Source organism: Ensifer sp. (assembly GCF_031989085.1).
Lineage (GTDB): Bacteria > Pseudomonadota > Alphaproteobacteria > Rhizobiales > Rhizobiaceae > Ensifer.
This window is the reverse complement of the sequence record NZ_DALZXU010000002.1, coordinates 120637-140748: the sequence shown is the minus strand read 5'-3', so window position 1 is coordinate 140748 and position 20112 is coordinate 120637. Positions and strand designations below refer to the sequence as shown.

Sequence of the window (20112 nt, the reverse complement as noted above, 5' to 3'; positions counted from 1 at the left end):
ATTGAGCCGCATCGTGGCCCTTGCTGGCAACGTGTTATTGCATCGCCAGATTGGCCTCGACCTTGATGACGTCGCCGGGCAGAACCGGCGTGTTCTCTTCGGCGGAAATCTCCTGCGCCTTCCCGTCCTTCTCCCGGACGATCGAATAGCTGATGACGGCGTCCGAGGTGTTATCCTTGGACTGAGCGGCCTCGGCCGATTGCAGCAGCGCCTCGGTCATGAGGTCGCGGCTGGTGCCGAGCTTGATAGCCAGCGTGTCGAGTTCGGCCTCGGTGTTCTGCAGGTCCTGGGCCAGTTGCGCGTCCCAGTCGTTGCGCAGGTTGGTATCGTCCTGCGTCGCCTTGCTGACATCCTGCTTCGCCTTGAGAGACGCGGTATCGATATCGAGAACCGCGCTCTGCAGCTCGGCCACGCGTTGCTCGAGAGCGAGCTTTCGTGCAGCCAGCGCCAACCCCTTTTCGGCAAGGCCCTCGATCTTGTCCCGATCCTCGATCACCAGATCGAGCTGCCGGTTCTGGGTTTCGGCCTTTTTCGCCAGCGCCTCGATTTCGTTTTCGAGCAGCGATTTGAGGTCTGCCAGCGATGCCAACTGGCGTTTCTGTCTCTTGTCGCGCGAGACCATCAGGGCCGTCTCGCTTTCGAGCAGGCCCGCAACATCGGGGGCGTCCTTCAGTTCCTTCGGCAGCTCGATCTTGTCCTTGCTCGCGATCTCCGCCTGCAGGCGGGCACGCCGGATCAACAGCCGATTGCGCTCGGACACCTGCACGGTGGAATCGCCGCGGGCATTGATGTAGTCGCGGGCAAACCGCTGCCCGCTCTCCGATCGCCTCAGTCCGCCGCCAAGGCTGACGGCCTTCAGCACCGTCAGGTTCGGCGCGTAGGGATACTCGCCAGGCTTCTGGACCTCGCCTGCAAGATAGAGCGGACGGTACTGGGCGAGTTCGACCGAAGCCGAGGGACGATCGCGCAGGCCGAACAGCGTCTGCAGCTTGACGGCGATCGCCTCGCTCATCTCGTTGGTGGTCTTGCCGGCTGCCGGCAGTTCGCCGATGAAGGGAATGGAGACCATGCCGGACGCACCGACGGTATAGTCGCCGCTCACGACCGACCAGTCGCGCACCGCACCTTCGGCCGTCTGCCATTCGGCAACGCGGATCTTCAGCTTGTCCATGACGCCGAGATGGTATTCGTCGGCGTGAACAGGCAGCGTGCCCAACACGGTGATGGCCGCCAGCAGGGCGACCTTCAGTGAATATGTCTTTCTAGGGGAGATCCGCGATCTCCCGCTTGCACTTGGGTTCTTCATGACAATGTCCTGGTTGCTGGTCGCGCGCGCCGCCGGCCGACAGCCGTGGCCGTCAGGGTCCGTGGCGCAGCGTTCGTCAGTAGCTGCCGCGGGAAAAGCAGACTGCGGGGATCGTCTTGAAGACGATGGAGACGTCGCGGATCAGCGACCAGTTTTGAACATAGTGCGTGTCGAAGGCGACGCGAGCGGCATAGGAAACGTCGTTGCGGCCGCTGATCTGCCAAAGGCCCGTGAGGCCGGGACGGGACTGCAGATAGAAGACTGCAGCGGCGTCGTAGAGCTCGAGTTCGTCTTCGACGACGGGACGAGGCCCGACGATGCTCATTTCACCACGGATGATGTTGAAGAGCTGAGGCAGTTCATCGAGGCTGAGCTTGCGCAGAACGCTTCCAACGACGGTGACGCGCGGGTCGTCCTGCAGCTTGCGCGTCGCGCGCCATTCCTCGTAGGCGGCCGGATTGTTGCGGATATAGTCCTGCAGGATCCGATCCCCATCTGCCCGCATCGTGCGGAACTTCAGGCAACGGAACACCCGGCCGTTATGGCCGATGCGACGGTGTCCGTAAAAAACGGACCCGCCGTCTGAAAACTTGACGAGCATCATTAAGAGCAGGAAGAGCGGACTGAGAAAGACGAGAGCCAGCGAAGCGGTGAAGACGTCGAAGCCACGCTTCGAAATTCCCCCTACCGGACGATATGCTCCCGACTCTGCGGTACTGAAAAACGGCGAATTGGCCGATCGAGTCGCAGACTTCATAGAGAAGACTCCATTTACGTTGGCGATTGGTCGGTCCCCTTGGGGCGCACTCGTATCCAAGAATGAGTGTATGGTTAGGATTTGCTTTTTAAAGGCGAAAAGATGACCGCCGCCCCGGTAGCGAGCCGCGGGCGTATATCATCGATCGAGAATATGTAATATTTTCGCCCAATCGACGATCATCTATTCATGGAATGCCAAGTGGCGCCGAGTTTAATTCGATATATTTTGGCAATAAATCCAAATTACTCATGAAATAATCGGCCATACATCGAGTGGAGGATGTTTGCTTTGGTCTTGCGCCTCGTAGATTTCGGCCCTCGAGAATTGCAATCCGTCAAATTCCGAGCGGCATTTTGCGCCGCAGCAATATTTTGCATTGCACGCACAAAACTTTCACAGGCAAGAATCTTGTAACAAAAGTTGATAGTCCGGGTTGATCGAAGCCAACTGCAAGACGAGCCAAACAAGGCGAAACCCACAGGGAGTGGAAGGTGGACCGGACCAGTCGTCTCAAGCCCCGACGCCCTGCCGGGCGGCAGAAAACGATTCTTCAGCAGAGCATCCGACCGGCAGATCAACGGAATTTGATTGGCGCCTGCCTGTTCTAAAGGCGACATAAACATTTTCGGGGCTATAGCCGCTTCTGTCGCATCTGTGGCTGTTGCCGGTTGAACCGGGCGGAAACGGCCAATATATTGAAATTCCATGGAGGGAGGGCATTTGCTCCGATGAACACTCCGACAGTCGACCGGAAGGCTGGGTAGCGCGATGTTCGCCCCCCGTGTCTTTGTCAGCATGATCGGCGCCTTGACGGTCTTTGCCATCGTCACCTATCTGCTGAACGGCTCCCTGAGCTCGACCCTGATCCAGACCTTGATCTGTGCCGTCCTGATGCAGGTCGGCTATTTCCTGGCCGTCGTCTTCCTCGTCTGGAAGAAGGCACGCGAACGCGACAGGAAGGCGGCCGAGAGCGCACGCGCGGCGCCCGAGGACAAGCAGACCGGCAAGGTTACGACCGGCCGACTGAACCGGCCGGGACACTTCAATCCCTGACGCATATCAGGTGGTGCGATGGCGCGACCACCGGCACAATCACCAAAATGGCCAATGTTTTGACGCTGTTGCGACATGATCCCGTTGCATCGTGCGGCACGCTGGCGCAGCCGGCATGACCGATGGAACGCTGGAGGCCACAATGACCGCAGCAGCAACGATGGACGTCTGTGTCATCATCGCCGCCAAGAATGCCGCTGAAACGATCGCACGCGCGGTCTCATCGGCGCTCGCCGAACCCGAAACCGCAGAAGTCATCGTCATCGACGACGGTTCGACCGACAAGACAGCCGCAGCTGCCCTTTCCGCTGCCGACGACACCGGACGATTGCAGGTGGTGCGGTTTGAAACCAATCGCGGGCCATCAGCCGCGCGAAACCATGCAATCTCGATCAGCCGCTCGCCGGTCCTTGCCATCCTCGACGCCGACGATTTCTTTCTGCCCGGAAGGCTCGCGCAGTTGCTCGCCGTGAAGGACTGGGATTTCGTGGCCGACAACATCGCCTTCATGGACGAGGCGACCGCTGCAAGCGCTGCGGGTGATATCGGCCGGTTTCAGCCGGAGCCGCGCCGTCTCGATCTCACGGGTTTCGTCGAGGGCAATATCTCGCGCCGCGGGGTCAAGCGGGGCGAGATCGGGTTTCTGAAGCCCCTGATGCGGCGTGAGTTTCTGTCCGCCCATCAGCTCGTCTACAACGAGACGCTTCGGCTGGGCGAAGACTACGATCTTTACCTGCGGGCACTCGCCAAGGGTGCGCGTTACAGCATCATTCACAGCTGCGGTTACGCGGCAATCGTGCGCGGCAATTCACTGAGCGGCAGTCACCGCACCGACGACTTGAAGAGGCTCTACGAGGCCGATCGGGACATTCTCGCCGCTAACCGACTAAGCGTGGAGGCTGCCGCGGTCATCCGCCGGCACGAACGCCATATCCGAGGGCGCTACGAGCACCGGCGCTTTCTCGACCTGAAACGCGATGGTGGCCCGATTGCCGCCATTCGCTACCTGCTCGGCAAGCCGGGGGCATTTCCCGCAGTCGCCGGTGGGATTCTGGCAGACAAGACGGAGCGGCTGAGGCCAACCGGGTCGAAGGCGCACGACGAACACGGCGACGGCGCACGCCGCCTGCGCTATTTGCTTCCTGCCAGCGCAGAACGGAACTGATCCCCTGCAACGGCGCCCGGCGAGGGCGCCGTTGATCTCATCCGGCTAGAAGTAATCGCGGCGGACCGTATCCAACACGTCGCGGAAGCGCGCCTTGCGCTCCGCAAGCACACGATCGTCGCTCAGTTGCGGCGCTGCCCTGCTCGCCTGCCATAAGGCCAGCGTCGAGGGCGCGGCGAGTAACTGCTTGGCCGCCCCGCGCAGGAAGGTTTGTCGCGGTTGCATCGTGCCGACAACCAGTTCGCCGTCGATCTGACGGCGGTTCGGATCCTCGCCATAGGTTTCGGGCATCTCGAAGTCCATGCCCCAGAAGCGCGTGCCCTTGATCATCGCCTCGGCGCGGCTTGAAACGGGAACGTGGCGCGGGCGGTAGCTGACGCCGACAGTTTGCGCCCAGTCGTTCCACTTGAAGCTGTTGATGCTGTTCGATGTCGAGACCGCAACCCAGGGAACGCGAAACGCGTCTGCCAGGATCGCGCCATGCATCGATTCCGCCACGATCAACTCGGATTGGGCGATCTCCCGGATCACCGCTCCGGCCTCGCCGCGCGGGTCGATATAGTGAAGGCCGACCGTGCCGCAGGTCTGCGGCCACATGCCGGCGATGGCACTTTCCCAATGGGGCACGAAGCTGGCCTTGTGGGTCTTCGGCAGGTCCCGGAATTCCGGCATCTCGGCAACCATCACCGCCGGATCGATAATACCGAGTTCCGGCGAGATCCCGACCTTCTCGGCCGTGAGCGGGCCACGCACGCAGCGGATATCCCACTCCGCAGTGTCGCGCATGTCCGGCAGCATCCCGTAGCCGAAGCCGCTGCCGAGCACCAGTTTTCGCATGCCGTCGGGCAATAACGCGCGGTTGAGCACCGTACCGACGCCGACGAGCAGAATGTCGTCATGGCTGTCGCGGAAACCAGGCAAGAGGAAATCCCAGAGCCAAAGATTGAGGTCGTCTCCGAAATTTCCGTGATGTGATTCCCAGTAATAGGGCTTCATAGGCGGTCCCTTCTCTCGAATAGAATATGTCCGGCGCCACAAGCGGCGAGTCCGTTCCCTCCTCGGGGATGCTGTCTTTTCGATCAGCGTTGTGGTGACAGTTTTCCGACGGCCAGTTCGATGGCGCTCTTGAGCAGCTTCGGGTCGCGCAATACCCAGCGCGCCAGAAGCCTGAACTGCGGCGATTGTTTGCGACGCAGCCGCCGCGCCTGGCTCCACAGAGCCTGTCGGCGGGCCGTGTGCTGGTAGGAGCGGATCGAGGCAACTTCCTGCGGCCGGCGCGAAAAGCGACCTTCGAGCGTTTCGAGCGCCACGAAGGTGTTGAACTGCTGTTGCAGGAATTCAGGCGAGTCGCTGTCGATCGAATGGAAGATGTTGATGCCCTCGCCGCGCTCGGCACCGGCGGCATCGCACAACACCACCCGCTTGGCCGCAAGCACGCAGTCGCAGAAAAACAGGACGTCTTCAGCCGCCAGCCGAAGTGCTGCATCGAAGCGGATCGCCTCGAACAGCGGGCGCCCGATCACCATGCACGACAGATGCAGGAAGCTCCAGTTGCGCAGCATCGCCTGCGACAGATCGGGAATTTCGACCACCAACGGGCTCTCCTGCAGCCGAATGCAGGTGTCGCTCTTCAGAAGGTCGGCAACGCCGAAATGATAGTAGAATGCATCGCCTCCCGAGATCGACGCCCAGTAGCAATCGGCACCGAAGCGCGTCAGGCTCTGGTAGGCGTTCTTCAGGTGATCCGGCGTCCATAGATCGTCCGAATCGAGGAAGGCGACATATTCGCAATCAGCGGGAACATGGTCGAGCCCGGTGTTGCGCGCGCCGCCCGGCCCCTGGTTTTCCTGCCTGATAACGGTGATGCGCGCGCGAAGATCGTCACCGAGCGGAGCCAGTTCCTCATCGACCGGATATGGTGACTGATCGTCGACAACCAAGACGTGAAAGTCCTGAAATGTCTGGTCGAAAACGGACTTCAGCGCCCGCCGAAGAATTCCCGGTTCCTTCTGATAGTAAGGAATAATAATCGTAAGCTTTGCCATCTTTTCGCCCCTGCGGTTTCTCTATGAAGAGTCTTGCGTGGTCACCTCCCACTGGGTCGCGGCCGTATATCTAATGCTTGCCCTTTGTCACTCATGCTTCAAAGGGCTCACGGGATGTTCGCCTTGCCCTCAACCGTCAATGTCAAATCTGTCACCCGTAACGTCGGCTGGAGCGTGCTCTCAAAGACAGGCACATTCGGGCTGAAATTTGTCACCGTGCCTATTCTTGCGCGCATCCTGACGCCGGAAGAGTTCGGAACGGTGGCTGTAGCACTCACCGTCGTGCAGTTTCTGGCGATGATCGGCGGAGCCGGTCTTGCTTCCGCGCTGATCATTCAGCGCGACGAGGAAATGGATCTCGTGCACTCGGCTTTCTGGGCCAATCTGGCTATTTCCATGGCCATGGCGCTTGGCCTTTTCGTCTTTGCCGCACCGCTGGCAACGCTGCTCGGCGCGCCTGACGCCGCCTATCTTCTAGAGATCATGAGCCTGCTCATCCCACTTCAACTCGGCGGCGATGTCGCCTACGCGCTGCTCGCGCGGCGGATGAATTTCAGCAAGGATGCCGCCTGGAGCATGATCTCCGAAACGATTGGCGCGCTCGTCGCCGTCGCCATGGCGCTTGCCGGTTTCGGCGTCTGGTCGCTGCTAGGGCAGCTCTTCGTCTCGGCGCTGATCCGGCTTGCGGGACTCTATGCCGTTTCCGGTTATGTGCCGAAACTGGTGTTCTCATTCCGCCGCGTCTGGGCCTTGAGCCGTTTCAGCCTTGGCATGATGGGCTCGGAATTCGCCAACTTCATCACATTCCAATCGCCGATGGTGATCATCTCGCGCTATCTCGGCCTTTCCGACGCGGGCGCCTATTCCGCCGCCAACCGGTTTTCCAGCATTCCCAACCAGATCGTGCTTTCGGCCGTCATGGGCGTGCTCTTCCCCGCCTTCAGCCATATGGGCGAGGATCGCGAGCGCCGGTCGCAGGCGCTGATGCTGAGCACGCAAGTGACCACCGTCCTGCTCGCGCCGATGATGTTCGGGCTGTGGGCGCTTGCCGAACCGGCGATGCTCGTGCTCTTCGGCAGCCAATGGGTCGCCGCCTGGCCGGTGCTCGGTCTGCTGGCACTGTCCAAGGGCATCCTGACCCCTTGCAGCACCTACGTGCCGTATCTCAAGGGCATCGGTAAGGGAGGCATCCTGTTCTGGTGGGCCGTGATCCGTGCCGTCATCACCACCGTTGCCGTGGCCTACAGCGCCATCAACGGCTCGCTGATCGATGCGATGGTGGCGCTTTGCATCGTCAACGTTCTGACGCTCGTCGGTTATTCCTGGGTCGTGTTCCGGGCCGATCGATTGCCGTTTGCAAGAGGCTTCCTTGTTACGACCCGCCCGATGTTTGCAGCCCTTGCCATGGCCCTTGCCGTGCGTTTCCTGCTTGAACGCTTCGGGTCGCTTGCTCCCAACGCCATCGTGCAGATGCTGCTTGGCGCCGCTGTCGGTGGGCTGATCTACCTCGTGCTGATGGCTTTGATGGAGCGCCAGCTGCTGCGGAAACTCGTGCAGATGCTCCGCCAGCGCGGCGCACCGACGCCGGCACCAGAACCCGCAGAATGAGGGCGGTCGGCAAAGCCGACAGTGCCTTACACTCGCCGCATTTCCCGGCGGGCGCGGCAAAATATGCCGAATTGATCATCGTCAACGCAGAAAAATCAGCAATTTTTGCTTGCGCATTTTGAGCGCATTCACAACTCTCGGCCGCATTACATAAGAATATACGCATGTTCCGCAAGACGCGACAACCGGTGGACTTTTGGCGATAGGGCCGGTCAAATCGTGATCAAATTGCAGTGATTTTGAATTGTGGCAAATGCTGCATTGCAGCAGATCGTGGCCGATTCTTTTGCTGCAGCGCCATATTTTCAGCCACGCCCCTGCCCTAGCTTAGGGGATGCGGGCTCTAGTCTGCTCTGTTGAAACGGCGCCGAAAATGGCGCCGGCAGATAGGAGTGACGGATATCGTGGCTATGGACGCGAACATCTCCTCGCGGATCAATCTGATGCGCATCGTGCTGATCTCCGGCATCGTCTTCGTGCATGTGCCGCATGATCCCTCGACGAGCCCATTCCTCGGGATCTACGGTTTCTGGGATTGGCTGCGCGTGTTTCTGGGCGACAGCCTGTTTCGCGTCGGCGTTCCCTGCCTCAGTGCGATATCGGGTTACCTCCTGTTCCGCCGCGGCCTTGAGACATTCGACTACGGCAAGACAATCCGAACCAAGGCGCGCACTGTTATGCTGCCGTTCCTTCTGTGGAACCTGGCATTCCTGGCGCTCGTCTACATCGCGCAGCTCAAGGCGATCGGCTTCGGCTATCTGCCTGATGTGATCGATGCAAGCCCGCGCGAATGGCTGAGTCTTGCGTTTGCTCTCGAAGGTCTGCCGATCAACGTTCCGCTCTATTTTCTGCGCGATCTGATGCTCTGCATTCTGCTCTCGCCGCTGCTGGCATGGCTGATTAAGCGCTATCCGTTGCCGACGCTGTTGGTCCTGTTTGCCTATGCGGTTCTTCCGCTGCCGAATGGGGTTTTCCTGAAGAAATCGATCCTCTTCGGCTTCTCGGTCGGCATCTATCTGAGCCTCTATCGCATCGACGTGAAGCGGTTCGACGCTCATGCCCGATGGATTGCCGCTATCTTCCTCGCCGTAGCCGTGGCGCTTTCACTTGTTCTTTATCAGACCGGCCCGGAATTTCCGGTCTGGGTCGACATGCTGCGCAGTCTGGTGGCGCTTTCCGGCATCCTCGGTTCCTGGGCCATTTCCGCCCTACTCGTTCGCACCCGGCTCGGCGAACGGCTGACGCGGACCGGCGGCCTCAGCTTCTTTATCTTCTGCGCTCATTATCCCCTGCTCATCCTGTTCTGGATGATCTGGAACCGGACCGGGATAGCAGACTACCGGCTGTTCTACTTCACCAGCCCCGTCATCACGATCGCCCTTCTCGTTGCCGCGCATGGTTTTGCCAAGCGCATGGCACCGGGCTTCACCGCCGTCCTGACCGGCAGCCGCACCGGCTCCTCCCAAACCGGTGCGCGCCCGGACGCAGGACGACGCACCGACTACTCGCCTCAGCAAAGGACCTGACCATGAGATCGATCCGACCTCACCGCCTCGCCCTTCTCTCAATCCTCGTTGCCGGCAACGCCGGCATCGCTTCGGCGCAGCAAGGCGCCACCGGCACTTCGTTCCTCGACAGTTTCGACACGCTCGATACCGGTCGCTGGTACATCTCCGATGGCTGGAACAACGGCCCGCACCAGAACTGCACCTGGTCGAAGGAGCATGCGGCCGTCGTCGACGGCATCCTCGAGCTCAAGTTCGAGGAAGGCAAGACGGGCGAGCGCAACTATGCCTGCGGCGAAGTCCAGACCCGCAAGCGCTTCGGCTACGGCACGTATGAGGCCCGCATCAAGGCCGCCGACGGATCCGGCCTGAATTCGGCTTTCTTTACCTACATCGGCCCCGCCGACAAGAAACAGCACGACGAGATCGACTTCGAGGTGCTCGGCAAGAACCCGGCCAAGGTGCAACTCAACCAGTACGTCGCGGCCAAGGGTGGCAACGAGAAGCTCGCCGATGTGCCGGGCGGCGCCAACCAGGGTTTCAACGACTACGCCTTCGTCTGGGAGAAAGAACGGATCCGCTATTACGTCAATGGCGAACTGGTCCACGAAGTGACCGATCCCGCCAAGATCCCGGCCAATGCCCAGAAGATCTTCTTCAGCCTCTGGGGCACCGACACACTCAGCGATTGGATGGGGACCTTCAACTACAAGGGGCCGACCGCGTTGCAGGTCGACCGGATCGCTTTCACCGCGCCTGGCGACAAGTGCCAGTTCGCCGAATCCGTCGCCTGCAAGCTGGACTGAGGACGGCAAGGTGCCGCCCGCATCCGTGCATCGCGGCAACGCCGCGATGCACGATTTCTTGAATATCGCTCGGCTCAAGCTGAGTGGAAAAACGGACGTTTCATGCTGAAGATACTCTATCTGGCACAGGATCTGGCCGACCCCGCGGTGCGCCGTCGGGTGCTGATGCTGAAAGCCGGCGGCGCCGACGTCACGCTCGCCGGCTTTCGCCGGGACGCCAATGCGCTCGCGGCCGTCGAAGGCATCGCCCCGATCGAACTCGGCACGACACGTGACGGTCGCTTTGCCCAGCGCGTGGCTGCGGTCACCAAAGCCTGCCTGACGCTGCCGGCGAAGCTGCACACGGTCGAAAGGCCGGACCTGATCCTCGCCCGCAACCTCGATATGCTCGCGATTGCCAACAGGGCGGTCGGGCTGTTCGGCAGCGACGTGCCCGTTGTCTACGAGTGCCTCGACATCCACCGCCTGCTTTTGCGCCAGGATGTGGCCGGGCGCGCGGTGCGGGCGAGCGAAGCCTATCTCGGGCGCCATGCGCGGCTTTTGATCACCAGCTCTCCCGCCTTCGTCGAGCGCTACTTCCGTCCGCTGTCCGGCCTCGATCTTCCCGTCATGCTGCTCGAAAACAAGGTACTGGAACTTCACGAGCGCGACGCGGCTACGGTTGCGGCGGCCACCATGGAACGATCGGGCGCGCCCTGGAGGATCGGATGGTTCGGTGCGCTGCGCTGCCGCAAGTCGCTGGAGCTGCTTGCGGCGTTCTCCCGGCACATGCAGGGCAAATTCGAGATCGTTCTGCGCGGGCGTCCGGCCCACTCCGAATTCGACGATTTCGAAGGCTTCGTCCGCAACGAGCCACACATGACCTTCCACGGTCCTTATCGCAGTCCGGAAGAGCTTGGTGCGATCTACGAAGAGGTCGATTTCACCTGGGCCATCGACTTCTTCGAGGAGGGCCAGAATTCCAATTGGCTGCTTCCGAACCGGCTCTACGAGGGCTGCCGCTTCGGCCGGGTTCCGATCGCCATGCGCGGCACGGAGACGGCGCGTTTCCTCGCTGTGCGCGGCCTCGGCCTTCTGCTCGATGAGGCCGGGCCCGACAATCTCGTTTCGCTTCTCGGCGACATCGACACTGAGCGCTACGCCGATGCGTCACGCCGTGTCGCGGCCTGCAATTCCGACACCTGGGTCTTCGGTCGCAACGATTGCGAAAACCTCGTGCGGCGCCTGTCGGCGATCACCCGTAGCGCCCCAGAGCCGACAGCGCCCCTATCCCACGCCCGTCAAAACGAAGGTGGTTTGTGATGAACCCGACAAATCTGACGACGACGCGCAGCCTGATCGTCATTCCCTGCCTCAACGAGGCGGACCATATCGAGGCGCTGGTCGCCAAGCTTCGGCCATCGCTGGCAGTGCTCAATGCCGTCATCCTGGTCGCCGATGGCGGCAGCACCGACGGCACCCGCGAAATCGCAGCGCGGCTGACGAAGGACGATCCGAATGTCCTGCTGCTCGACAATCCCAGGCGCATCCAGAGCGCGGCGATCAACCTTGCGGTCGCCGAACATGGCTCGTCCTTCGATTTTCTGATCCGCATCGACGCACACGGCACCTATCCCGATGACTATTGCGAGCGGCTGGTCGAAGAAGCGATTACAACCGGCGCCGACTCCGTCGTCGTTGCCATGGAGACGGTCGGCTTCACACCGTTTCAAAAGGCAACGGCTTACGCCCAGAACTCCAAACTCGGGAATGGCGGCGCCAAGCATCGGCTCGGCGCAACGAGCCATTGGGCCGATCACGGCCATCATGCGTTGATGCGCATTCACGCCTTCCAGGCGATCGGCGGCTATGACGAAGGCTTCAGCCACAATGAGGACGCCGAGTTCGACTATCGCTTCCGCAAGGCCGGGTACCGCATCTGGATGACCGACCGGACCAGCATGGTCTACTACCCCCGCGCCAAGGTCGGCCCACTGTTCCGGCAATATTTCAGCTATGGCCGCGGGCGCGCACGCAATGTCCTGAAGCATCGCGTCGTGCCGAGCCTCAGACAGCTTCTGCCGCTCGCAGTCGCACCTGTTGCCATCGGCGCGCTTCTCGCAGTCATCAACTGGATCGCCGTCGTTCCGGTCGTTCTCTGGGCGGCCGCCTGCATTGGCTACGGCGCCTGGATGGCGCTCGGCCAGAAGAACCCCTACGGTCCGCTTGCGGCGATCTCGGCCATGGTGATGCATTTCGCGTGGTCGGCCGGCTTCTGGCGCGAATTGCTCGACCTGCGCAACAGGCGGGTCGCGCCATGAGTGCGGCAAACCTGGAAAGCGCCCGAACGGTGCGGATCGACATCGCCGTCTGCACGTTTCGTCGGCCTGAGCTCGCCGAAACCCTGCATTCTCTGGCGGCGATGGCGGTGCCCGATGACGTGGCTATCCGCATTATCGTCGCCGACAACGACGTCGAGCCGAGTGCGGCTGGGCTTGTCGACACATTGCGACCGGAAATTCCCTTCGCGATCGACTACGTTCATTGCCCCTCGGGCAACATCTCGATCGCGCGCAACGCCTGCCTCGACAACGCCACGGGCGACTACCTTGCCTTCGTCGACGACGACGAGACGGTGTCGCGCGACTGGCTTGTCCGGCTTCTCGAAACCGCCACCGCCACTGGCGCCGAGGCGGTGCTCGGGCCGGTGCGCGCCGGATACGACCTCGACGCGCCGTCATGGATGCGGCGCGGCGATTTTCATTCGACGCGACCGGTTTGGGTCAAGGGCGAGGTCGTCACGGGCTATACCTGCAACGTGCTACTCGATCGCAGGCGGCCTTCGCTTCAAGGCCGGCGCTTCAACCTAGCGCTAGGGCGAACCGGAGGCGAAGACACGGAGTTCTTCGCCCATATGCACAAGGATGGCGGCAAGATCGCCTATGCACCGGACGCGCTCGTCTATGAGATCGTGCCGGAAAAGCGCGCCAGTTTCGAATGGCTGGCCAAGCGACGCTTTCGCTCGGGCCAGACCCATGGTCGCCTGCTGGCAGAAGCAGCGACGGCCGCAGGCAGGCCTGTCGAGATCGTCAGGGCTGCGGCAAAGTCCGGTTACTGCGCGGCAGCGTGCCTGCTTTTGATCGTCTCCCCCGTTGCGCGCTCGCGCTACGCCCTGCGTGCCATCATGCATGCGGGCGTGGTCAGCGGTCTTTGCGGCGTTCGCGAGCTTGAGCAATACGGTGCATCGGAAGTCGCTGCACCATGACAAAAACCGATCCGGACGTCAGCTTCGTCATCGCCGCCTACAAGGCAACCGACACCATCACGCGCGCCATCGACAGCGCGCTCGCCCAGGAAGACCTCGAGGTTGAAGTGATCGTCGTCGACGACGCCTCGCCCGACGACACCGCAGCCGTCGTCGAGGGGATGACCGATCCGCGCATTCGCTTGATCCGGCTACCGGACAACCGCGGTCCGGGGGGTGCGCGTAACGCCGGCATCGATGCCGCCCGCGGCGACTGGGTTGCCGTACTCGATGCCGACGACACGATCCGCCCCGGACGGCTTGCAAGAATGATTGCCCGCGCCGGCAGCGAGAACGCCGATATCGTCGTCGACAATCTTGAGGTGCTGAACCTCGATGGCCGGCGCGAACGCATGTTTGCAGAAGCGGCGCTTGAAAAGACGTCCACCCTTACCCTTGCCGCGTTCATCGGCTCGAACGTGCTTTTCCGCTCGACCTACAATTTCGGCTACATGAAGCCGGTCTTCGCGCGGCGCTTTCTCCAAGAAAAACAGCTGCGGTTCAAGCCCAATATCCGCATCGGCGAGGACTACATCCTGCTCGCTTCGGCGCTGGCGAAAGGCGGGCGCTGTGCGGTGGACCCCTCCGCCGGCTATCGCTACCACATTCGCGAAGGCTCGATCTCGAGGGTGCTCGAACTTGGCCATGTCGATGCGATGATCGCGGCCGATGCGGATTTCGTGCGCGCTCACGCGCTGGAGCCAGACGCGATGGCGATGCAGCGCAAGCGCAGCCGCAGCCTTGAGGAGGCGCGCGCCTTCCTCACGCTTGTCGAACACATCAAATCCAGATCGCTGGTCGGCGCCGTCAGAACGGCGCTCGCCAGCCCCCGTGCGCTCCGGCATCTCAGGATGCCGATCGCCGTGCGACTGCGCCGCCTCGTTGCGCCGCTGTCGCGCTTGAAGCCCGCCACGATGAAGGTGGCGGCAGAACGTGCCACTTCGGGCAAAAGCCCCCATACGAGAAAAGGATAATGCAATGGACCGTATCAGAGCTGTCAGAAAAGCAGTCATTCCGGTTGCCGGCAACGGCACGCGTTTCCTTCCCGCGACCAAGGCTATACCGAAAGAAATGCTGACGATCGTCGACCGCCCGGTCGTGCAATATGCCGTCGATGAGGCCCGCGAGGCCGGCATCGAGCACATCGTCTTCGTCACCAGTCGCAACAAGCAGGCAATCGAAGATCACTTCGACGACACGCCCGAGCTGATTTCGTCGCTGACGCGCTCGGGAAAGAACGCCCAGATTTCCGAGCTCGAGAGCATGCTGCCGAAGGCCGGCTCCGTCAGCTTCACCCGGCAGCAGGCGCCGCTCGGCCTCGGCCATGCCGTCTGGTGCGCGCGCGACGTGATCGGCGACGAGCCTTTCGCGCTGCTCCTGCCCGACATGCTCTCCTACGGCGCGCGCGGCTGCATGGCAGGCCTGATCGATCTCTACCGTCAAACCGGCGGCAACGTCGTCGGCGTCGAGCAATGTGCGCCCGAGGACGCCTCGAAATATGGCATCGTCGGCAAGGGCGCGAGCGTTCCGCATGGTTTCGCGGTCACCGAAATGGTCGAAAAGCCCAAATCCGGCGAAGCGCCGTCGAATTTCTACCTCAACGGCCGCTATGTGCTTCAGCCCGAAATTTTCGGCATTCTCGCCCGCCAGCAGCGCGGCGCCGGCAACGAGATCCAGTTGACCGACGGCATGCTGAAACTCTCGAAGAACCAGGCGTTCCACGCCCATCCCTATGATGGCCGAACCTTCGATTGTGGCTCCAAGCACGGCTTCATCGAGGCGAATGTCGCCTTCGCCCTTGCCCGCCAGGATATCGGTGACCAGGTCTATGTGTCCGTCAAGGACATGGTTTTGTCTCATGAAGGCCGCATCCGCGCGGCATAAGCCCGGTTCCGGCGCCCTCGACCAGGGGCGCCGGCCGATCGACTGTATGGAAACGGACAGAGCGACCCAATGAAACAAAGAAGTCTACCGTTCAGCAGCGTCTTGCCCCGACAAGCCGAAGAGCCCGATGGCTTCATCGACCTCGACCGGCTTTTTTCGATCGTGGTTCGCCGGGCCAGGAGCGTCGGTCTTTTCGTTGCCCTGTTCATCGCGCTCGGCGGGATCTACCTGCTTTTCGCCACGCCGAACTACACGTCGATGACGCAGATCCTGCTCGACGAGAACCTCTCCAAATACGCCGAGGAAGAGGCTTCGCCGCAGAACAGCCAGTTGCTCGATACCCAGATCGCCAGCGCCGTCGAGATCCTCAAATCAGGCGAATTGGCTCTGCGCGTCGTCGACAAGATCAACCTTGCCGACAATGACACGATCCTCAATCCGCCGCGCTCGCCGTTCGGCGTCGTCAAGGATTGGATGAAGTCGGTCACCGGCCTCTTTTCCGGAGGCCCTTCGGTGTCGGAGGAAGCCGCGCGCAGCGGTCGCCGACAAAAGGCCGCAGCCCTCATTCAGCAGGGCCTTGCCGTCGAGCGCGTATCGCGAAGCTCGGTCGTCGCCCTTTCCTATCGCTCCAGCGATCCGCAGCTGGCCGCACAGGTGGTGCGTGCCTATGCCGACGCCTACCTGACCGACCAACTGAACGCCAATTTCGAAGCGACTGAGCGGGCATCCGTCTGGCTGCAGGAACGCCTTGATGACCTCAGGCAGCGCGCGCAAGTCGCTTCGCTCGAAGTCGAGAAATATCGCACCGACAACGGCCTGACCTCCGCGCGCGGCGAACTGATGTCGGAGCAGCAGCTCGCCGACCTCAACAGCCAGTTGATCATCGCCCAGGCCGATACCGCCACCGCATCCGCCCGTTACAAGCAGTTTCAGGCAATCGTCGAGCAGGGCCAGGAAAAAGCCGTCGATAACGCCACGATCTCTTCCAAGGACGGCGACAACTCGGTTATCCGCGATCTCCGCACCCGCTATCTCGCGGTCGGAAAGCGCGAAAAGGACGTCACCCAGAATTTTGGCGCCGACCACCCGCAGGCCGTGTCGCTCAGGACCGAGAAGGACGATATCGGCCGCCAGATCTACCAGGAACTGCAGCAGCTGACGTCGAGCTATCGCAACGAATACGAGGTCGCGAAATCGCGCGAATCCTCGTTGCGCGAAAACATCGAAGGCACCGCGGGCCGGAACTCCGACGCAAACCGTTCACTCGTGCACCTGCGCGAGCTCGAACAGAAGGCGGCCGCGCTGAAGACACTCTACGAATCCTATCTTGGCCGCTACGAGCAGGCAGCGCAGCAGCGCTCCTTCCCGATCGCCAAGGCGCGGGTGATTTCCGAGGCCGGCGTGCCGGTTTCGCCCTCTAGTCCGAAGAAGACGATGATCCTCGCGCTTTCGGCCGTACTCGGCATGATGGCCGGCGGAGCGTTTGCCGCATTCCAGGAATTCCGCGAGCGGACGTTCCGGCTCGAGGGCGATGTCCGCTCACTGCTTGGGCACCGCTCGCTCGGCTACGTTCCGTTGATCGGCCCGCGTCCGCTGACGACGACCGACCAGATGCGCGCACGACTGGTGAAGGACAAGGGGCCGCCGCAACCGGCACCGGAGCCGGTGCCTTTCGAGCGCGTCAGCCGCATCGTGCTCGACGCGCCGCGCTCGTCGTTTACGGAAACCTTCCGCAACGCCAAGCTCGCCTGCGACCAGATGCTGCATGGCAATGCCTGCCGGGTGGTCGGCATCGTCTCGGCGGTTCCAGACGAAGGCAAATCGATCGTCGCGGCCAATTTCGCCGCACTTCTCGCCGCCAGCGGCAAGCGGACGTTGCTGATCGACGCCGATATCCGCAAGCCCGGTCTCAGCAAGATGATCAACCCGGCGCCGAAGTCCGGCCTCGTCGAAGCGCTGACGGGAGAGACGTCCTGGCCGGCGGGCATCAAGATCGACCACCAGACGAAGCTTGCGATCTTTCCCGTTGGTGGTGACGCCACCAGCCATTACCCGCACGACAGCCACGATCTGCTTGCCTCGCCGGCCATGGCGGAGCTCATCGAGAACGCCCGCAAGTCGTTTGATTATGTCATCGTCGATCTGGCGGCCCTCGCACCCGTCGTCGACGCCAAGGCGTTTTCGCCGCTCGCCGACGGCTTCCTGTTCGTTGCCGAGTGGGGGCGGACGCCGTCGCGGCTCGTGCGCGACCTGCTCCACGCCGAACCACAGATCAATGCCAAGATCCTGGGCGTGATCCTCAACAAGACCGACATGCGGGAACTGGCGAAATATAGCGACTACGGCGCCGCAGAACACTATCGCCACCGCTTCGAGAAATATTACGTCGACAACGCCGCCACGCGCCGAGAGGTAGAACCGGTCTGACCGGCAGGGGTGCTTGCGCTCAGCGTCATTCCTTCCAAAACAGCGGCGTCAGGACCACCAGAACGGTCAAGATCTCGAGTCGGCCGAGCAGCATCATCAGCGACAGCAAATAGAGCGCCGGATCGTTCAAGGTCGAGAAGTTGCCGGCCGGCCCGATGATCGGGCCGAGCCCGGCGCCGACGTTTGAAAGCGCGGTCGCAATCGACGACATGGACGTCAGGAAATCATAACCGAAGGCACCCATGGCCATGCTGCCGAAGGCCCAGATCATCATATAGGCGGTGAAAAACAGGAACACCGCGCGCTGCACGTCGCTGTCGACCAGCGCCTTGCCGTAGCGAACCGTGTGGATGCCGCTCGGATAGATCAGCTTGTAGAGCCCGGCGCGTATGGAATTGAAGATGATGATGAAACGATAGGCCTTCATGCCGCCGGCGGTCGAGCCGGAGCAACCGCCCATGAAGGTGGCGGCAAAGGCGAGCGCAACGACGAACTCGCCCCACAGCATGTAGTCGTCACTGGCAAATCCCGTCGTCGACAGGATCGACGTGACGGTGAAGAAGCCGTGCGCCAGCGCCTCGTGGAAGGGGACGCCGTTCTCCAGTCGTTGATACAGGCTGGCAGCGATCGCAAGCACGGTGAGGTAGGACAGGAACACCATGATCTGCGGGTCCTTGAGCGTATCGAGCCGCCCCCGGACGATGAAAAGGATGAGCACCGAAAACGGCAGGCTGCTCACCGTCATGAAGAAGGTCGCCACCCACAGGATCGGTAGGCTGTTGTAGTAGCCGAGCGACGAATCATGGGTCGAAAAACCGCCTGTCGCGATCGTCGACATCGCGTGGTTGATTGCATCGAACCGGTTCATGCCGAGGGCGCCGTAGATGAAAGCGCAGGTAATCGTCAGCACGATGTAGATCAGCACGAAGGCCCGTGTGTAGGTCACGATGCGGGCGAATGGCTTCTCGGTGGTATCGGACGATTCCATCTTAAAGAACGAAAGCCCGCCGACCCTGAGATAAGGCATGACGAACAGGCCGAGCGCCACGATCCCGATGCCGCCGAGCCAGTGCAGCAGCGAGCGCCAGACGAGGATGCCGGGCGGTGCGTTGTCGAGGCCGGCAATCACGGTCGAACCCGTTGTCGTGATGCCCGACACCGATTCGAACAAAGCCTCCGAAAAATCGAGATTGACGGAGGAGAGCCAGAACGGGACGGCACCGACGAGGGAGACGACGATCCACAGAAGATTGACGAGCAGGAAGCCCATCTTGCGGTTGAACGGTGGCGGCCCGCCTTGCGTCGCTGCAACCGTCACCAGCGAAAGGCCGCCCATCAGACAGGCAGAGAGTGCAAACACCATCCAGTCGGGATGGCCGTAGTAAAGATCGACCAGCGCGGGGATGAACATCGTCAGCGAGAGGTAGAGGCCGACCTTTGCGGCAATGTTGATGGCGGACTGGTAGGTGGTCGCGTTCAACGGTCAATCGCCCCGGTCTTGGCTGTCCTCGTGTCCGCCCGCACTGCGCGAGTCGCGATCGCCTGCCATCATCATCGGCATTACCGGGCAGGGCAGACAAAGGCAAGTTCCGCCACCCTTCCACACGGATTACGGCCATGTTACGCGCGGTTCCGATCATGGCGGTGGACCAATTCTCCGATCACGCGATCGTGGTGCGACACGTCATCACCTTGACTCATTTCCACGTGTAAAGCCTCATTGAACAAACACACCTTTTTCATTGAGCCATAATATGACCCCCGCACGATTTACCCAATGCCTGCTTGCCCTTCGCTGGACACCGATCAACCTTGCAAGCGCGCTTCATTGCAACCTGGCGTGGATCGATGCTATGGAGACGGGTGACGAGAAGGTGCCTGCGGAACTCGCCACCTGGCTCGAGGCGCTGGCAACCGCGCATGAGACGTTGGGCATCCCCGTCGCCTATCGCGGCAAAGGGCTTGAGCCGGCGACGAGCCGGGTTGCGCGACGCTGACAGCTACGGCAAGTCCCGTAACGATCGCAAAAAAGAAACCAGCGCTGCACTCACCGTGGTCCCATTGTCATTGCACCAGCAGACGATAACGAAGATAGGCGGCCATTGCTGCTCATGAGCCAGGCTGAGCAGGACCTACCTCATTTTCTACGCGGGGGCCTATCGCCCTTCGCACTGACAAGACGACGGTTTCCAGTGCCATAAAATACACTTGATAATTTTAGGTTGTGCACGCGCATATGCACACGGTAATATCAAAGAATCTCGCGCACC

At 61.5% G+C, this 20112-nt stretch carries 17 protein-coding genes; 12 read left to right on the top strand and 5 right to left on the bottom strand.

The window, feature by feature from the left end; genetic code table 11:
* Nucleotides 1-34: 34 nt before the first annotated feature.
* Nucleotides 35-1306: a polysaccharide biosynthesis/export family protein gene (locus RTP54_RS13590; RefSeq protein WP_312363428.1), complete on the bottom strand. Its 1272-nt coding sequence runs from the start codon at nt 1304-1306 to the stop codon at nt 35-37.
* 76 nt (nt 1307-1382) lie between these two features.
* Nucleotides 1383-2063, bottom strand: coding sequence for a sugar transferase (locus tag RTP54_RS13585; protein ID WP_112811622.1), 681 nt, complete (start codon nt 2061-2063; stop codon nt 1383-1385).
* Nucleotides 2064-2834: 771 nt separating this feature from the next.
* On the opposite strand from RTP54_RS13585, the gene RTP54_RS13580 reads away from it, so the two are divergent.
* Both RTP54_RS13580 and RTP54_RS13575 read left to right on the top strand, forming a co-directional pair.
* Nucleotides 2835-3119 carry an exopolysaccharide production repressor protein gene (locus RTP54_RS13580; RefSeq protein WP_112811623.1) on the top strand — a complete coding sequence of 95 codons (285 nt, stop codon included), beginning with the start codon at nt 2835-2837 and terminating at the stop codon, nt 3117-3119.
* A gap of 142 nt (nt 3120-3261) precedes the next feature.
* Nucleotides 3262-4284 carry a glycosyltransferase family 2 protein gene (locus RTP54_RS13575; RefSeq protein ID WP_312363424.1) on the top strand — a complete coding sequence of 341 codons (1023 nt, stop codon included), beginning with the start codon at nt 3262-3264 and terminating at the stop codon, nt 4282-4284.
* A gap of 45 nt (nt 4285-4329) precedes the next feature.
* On the opposite strand, the gene RTP54_RS13570 is transcribed toward RTP54_RS13575, so the two are convergent.
* Entirely contained in the window at nt 4330-5322 is a 993-nt protein-coding gene (locus RTP54_RS13570; RefSeq protein WP_409517130.1) for a polysaccharide pyruvyl transferase family protein, read from the bottom strand.
* 41 nt (nt 5323-5363) lie between these two features.
* Nucleotides 5364-6329 (bottom strand): glycosyltransferase family 2 protein, encoded by a 966-nt coding sequence (locus tag RTP54_RS13565; protein WP_112816959.1) that lies wholly within the window; start codon nt 6327-6329, stop codon nt 5364-5366.
* 123 nt (nt 6330-6452) lie between these two features.
* On the opposite strand from RTP54_RS13565, the gene RTP54_RS13560 reads away from it, so the two are divergent.
* From RTP54_RS13560 to RTP54_RS13520, 9 genes are all read left to right on the top strand, one after another.
* Nucleotides 6453-7937: a lipopolysaccharide biosynthesis protein gene (locus RTP54_RS13560; protein WP_112833469.1), complete on the top strand. Its 1485-nt coding sequence runs from the start codon at nt 6453-6455 to the stop codon at nt 7935-7937.
* Nucleotides 7938-8347: 410 nt separating this feature from the next.
* Nucleotides 8348-9463, top strand: coding sequence for an acyltransferase (locus RTP54_RS13555; RefSeq protein ID WP_312364384.1), 1116 nt, complete (start codon nt 8348-8350; stop codon nt 9461-9463).
* A 2-nt stretch (nt 9464-9465) separates the two neighbouring features.
* Nucleotides 9466-10248, top strand: a complete 783-nt coding sequence (locus RTP54_RS13550) for a glycoside hydrolase family 16 protein (RefSeq protein ID WP_112833424.1) — start codon at nt 9466-9468, stop codon at nt 10246-10248.
* Nucleotides 10249-10350: 102 nt separating this feature from the next.
* Nucleotides 10351-11550, top strand: coding sequence for a glycosyl transferase family 1 (locus RTP54_RS13545; RefSeq protein WP_312363418.1), 1200 nt, complete (start codon nt 10351-10353; stop codon nt 11548-11550).
* Nucleotides 11550-12548, top strand: coding sequence for a glycosyltransferase family 2 protein (locus RTP54_RS13540; protein ID WP_112833422.1), 999 nt, complete (start codon nt 11550-11552; stop codon nt 12546-12548). The genes RTP54_RS13545 and RTP54_RS13540 overlap by 1 nt, the downstream gene beginning before the upstream one ends.
* Nucleotides 12545-13492: a glycosyltransferase family 2 protein gene (locus RTP54_RS13535; RefSeq protein WP_312363416.1), complete on the top strand. Its 948-nt coding sequence runs from the start codon at nt 12545-12547 to the stop codon at nt 13490-13492. Before RTP54_RS13540 ends, RTP54_RS13535 begins: the two co-directional genes overlap by 4 nt.
* Nucleotides 13489-14505 (top strand): glycosyltransferase family 2 protein, encoded by a 1017-nt coding sequence (locus RTP54_RS13530; RefSeq protein ID WP_312363414.1) that lies wholly within the window; start codon nt 13489-13491, stop codon nt 14503-14505. Before RTP54_RS13535 ends, RTP54_RS13530 begins: the two co-directional genes overlap by 4 nt.
* 4 nt (nt 14506-14509) lie before the next feature.
* On the top strand, nt 14510-15415 hold the full coding sequence (locus RTP54_RS13525) for a UTP--glucose-1-phosphate uridylyltransferase (RefSeq protein WP_112811632.1): 906 nt from the start codon (nt 14510-14512) through the stop codon (nt 15413-15415).
* 69 nt (nt 15416-15484) lie between these two features.
* Nucleotides 15485-17842, top strand: coding sequence for a polysaccharide biosynthesis tyrosine autokinase (locus RTP54_RS13520; RefSeq protein WP_312363413.1), 2358 nt, complete (start codon nt 15485-15487; stop codon nt 17840-17842).
* Nucleotides 17843-17867: 25 nt separating this feature from the next.
* Here RTP54_RS13520 and RTP54_RS13515 read toward each other — a convergent pair whose 3' ends face one another.
* Nucleotides 17868-19322, bottom strand: a complete 1455-nt coding sequence (locus tag RTP54_RS13515) for a TrkH family potassium uptake protein (protein ID WP_312363411.1) — start codon at nt 19320-19322, stop codon at nt 17868-17870.
* 274 nt (nt 19323-19596) lie between these two features.
* Here RTP54_RS13515 and RTP54_RS13510 point away from each other — a divergent pair, with 274 nt between their 5' ends.
* A complete protein-coding gene (locus RTP54_RS13510; RefSeq protein WP_312363409.1) occupies nt 19597-19839 on the top strand; it encodes a hypothetical protein in 243 nt (80 codons plus the stop codon).
* The last annotated feature ends 273 nt before the right edge of the window (nt 19840-20112 follow it).

Excerpts from the sequence above, each read along its gene's own strand:
- RTP54_RS13590 (WP_312363428.1), bottom strand. The coding sequence starts at position 1,306 with ATGAAGAACCCAAGTGCAAGCGGGAGATCGCGGATCTCCCCTAGAAAG.
- RTP54_RS13585 (WP_112811622.1), bottom strand. The coding sequence starts at position 2,063 with ATGAAGTCTGCGACTCGATCGGCCAATTCGCCGTTTTTCAGTACCGCA.
- RTP54_RS13580 (WP_112811623.1), top strand. The coding sequence starts at position 2,835 with ATGTTCGCCCCCCGTGTCTTTGTCAGCATGATCGGCGCCTTGACGGTC.
- RTP54_RS13575 (WP_312363424.1), top strand. The coding sequence starts at position 3,262 with ATGACCGCAGCAGCAACGATGGACGTCTGTGTCATCATCGCCGCCAAG.
- RTP54_RS13565 (WP_112816959.1), bottom strand. The coding sequence starts at position 6,329 with ATGGCAAAGCTTACGATTATTATTCCTTACTATCAGAAGGAACCGGGA.
- RTP54_RS13555 (WP_312364384.1), top strand. The coding sequence starts at position 8,348 with ATGGACGCGAACATCTCCTCGCGGATCAATCTGATGCGCATCGTGCTG.
- RTP54_RS13550 (WP_112833424.1), top strand. The coding sequence starts at position 9,466 with ATGAGATCGATCCGACCTCACCGCCTCGCCCTTCTCTCAATCCTCGTT.
- RTP54_RS13545 (WP_312363418.1), top strand. The coding sequence starts at position 10,351 with ATGCTGAAGATACTCTATCTGGCACAGGATCTGGCCGACCCCGCGGTG.
- RTP54_RS13540 (WP_112833422.1), top strand. The coding sequence starts at position 11,550 with ATGAACCCGACAAATCTGACGACGACGCGCAGCCTGATCGTCATTCCC.
- RTP54_RS13535 (WP_312363416.1), top strand. The coding sequence starts at position 12,545 with ATGAGTGCGGCAAACCTGGAAAGCGCCCGAACGGTGCGGATCGACATC.
- RTP54_RS13530 (WP_312363414.1), top strand. The coding sequence starts at position 13,489 with ATGACAAAAACCGATCCGGACGTCAGCTTCGTCATCGCCGCCTACAAG.
- RTP54_RS13525 (WP_112811632.1), top strand. The coding sequence starts at position 14,510 with ATGGACCGTATCAGAGCTGTCAGAAAAGCAGTCATTCCGGTTGCCGGC.
- RTP54_RS13520 (WP_312363413.1), top strand. The coding sequence starts at position 15,485 with ATGAAACAAAGAAGTCTACCGTTCAGCAGCGTCTTGCCCCGACAAGCC.
- RTP54_RS13510 (WP_312363409.1), top strand. The coding sequence starts at position 19,597 with ATGACCCCCGCACGATTTACCCAATGCCTGCTTGCCCTTCGCTGGACA.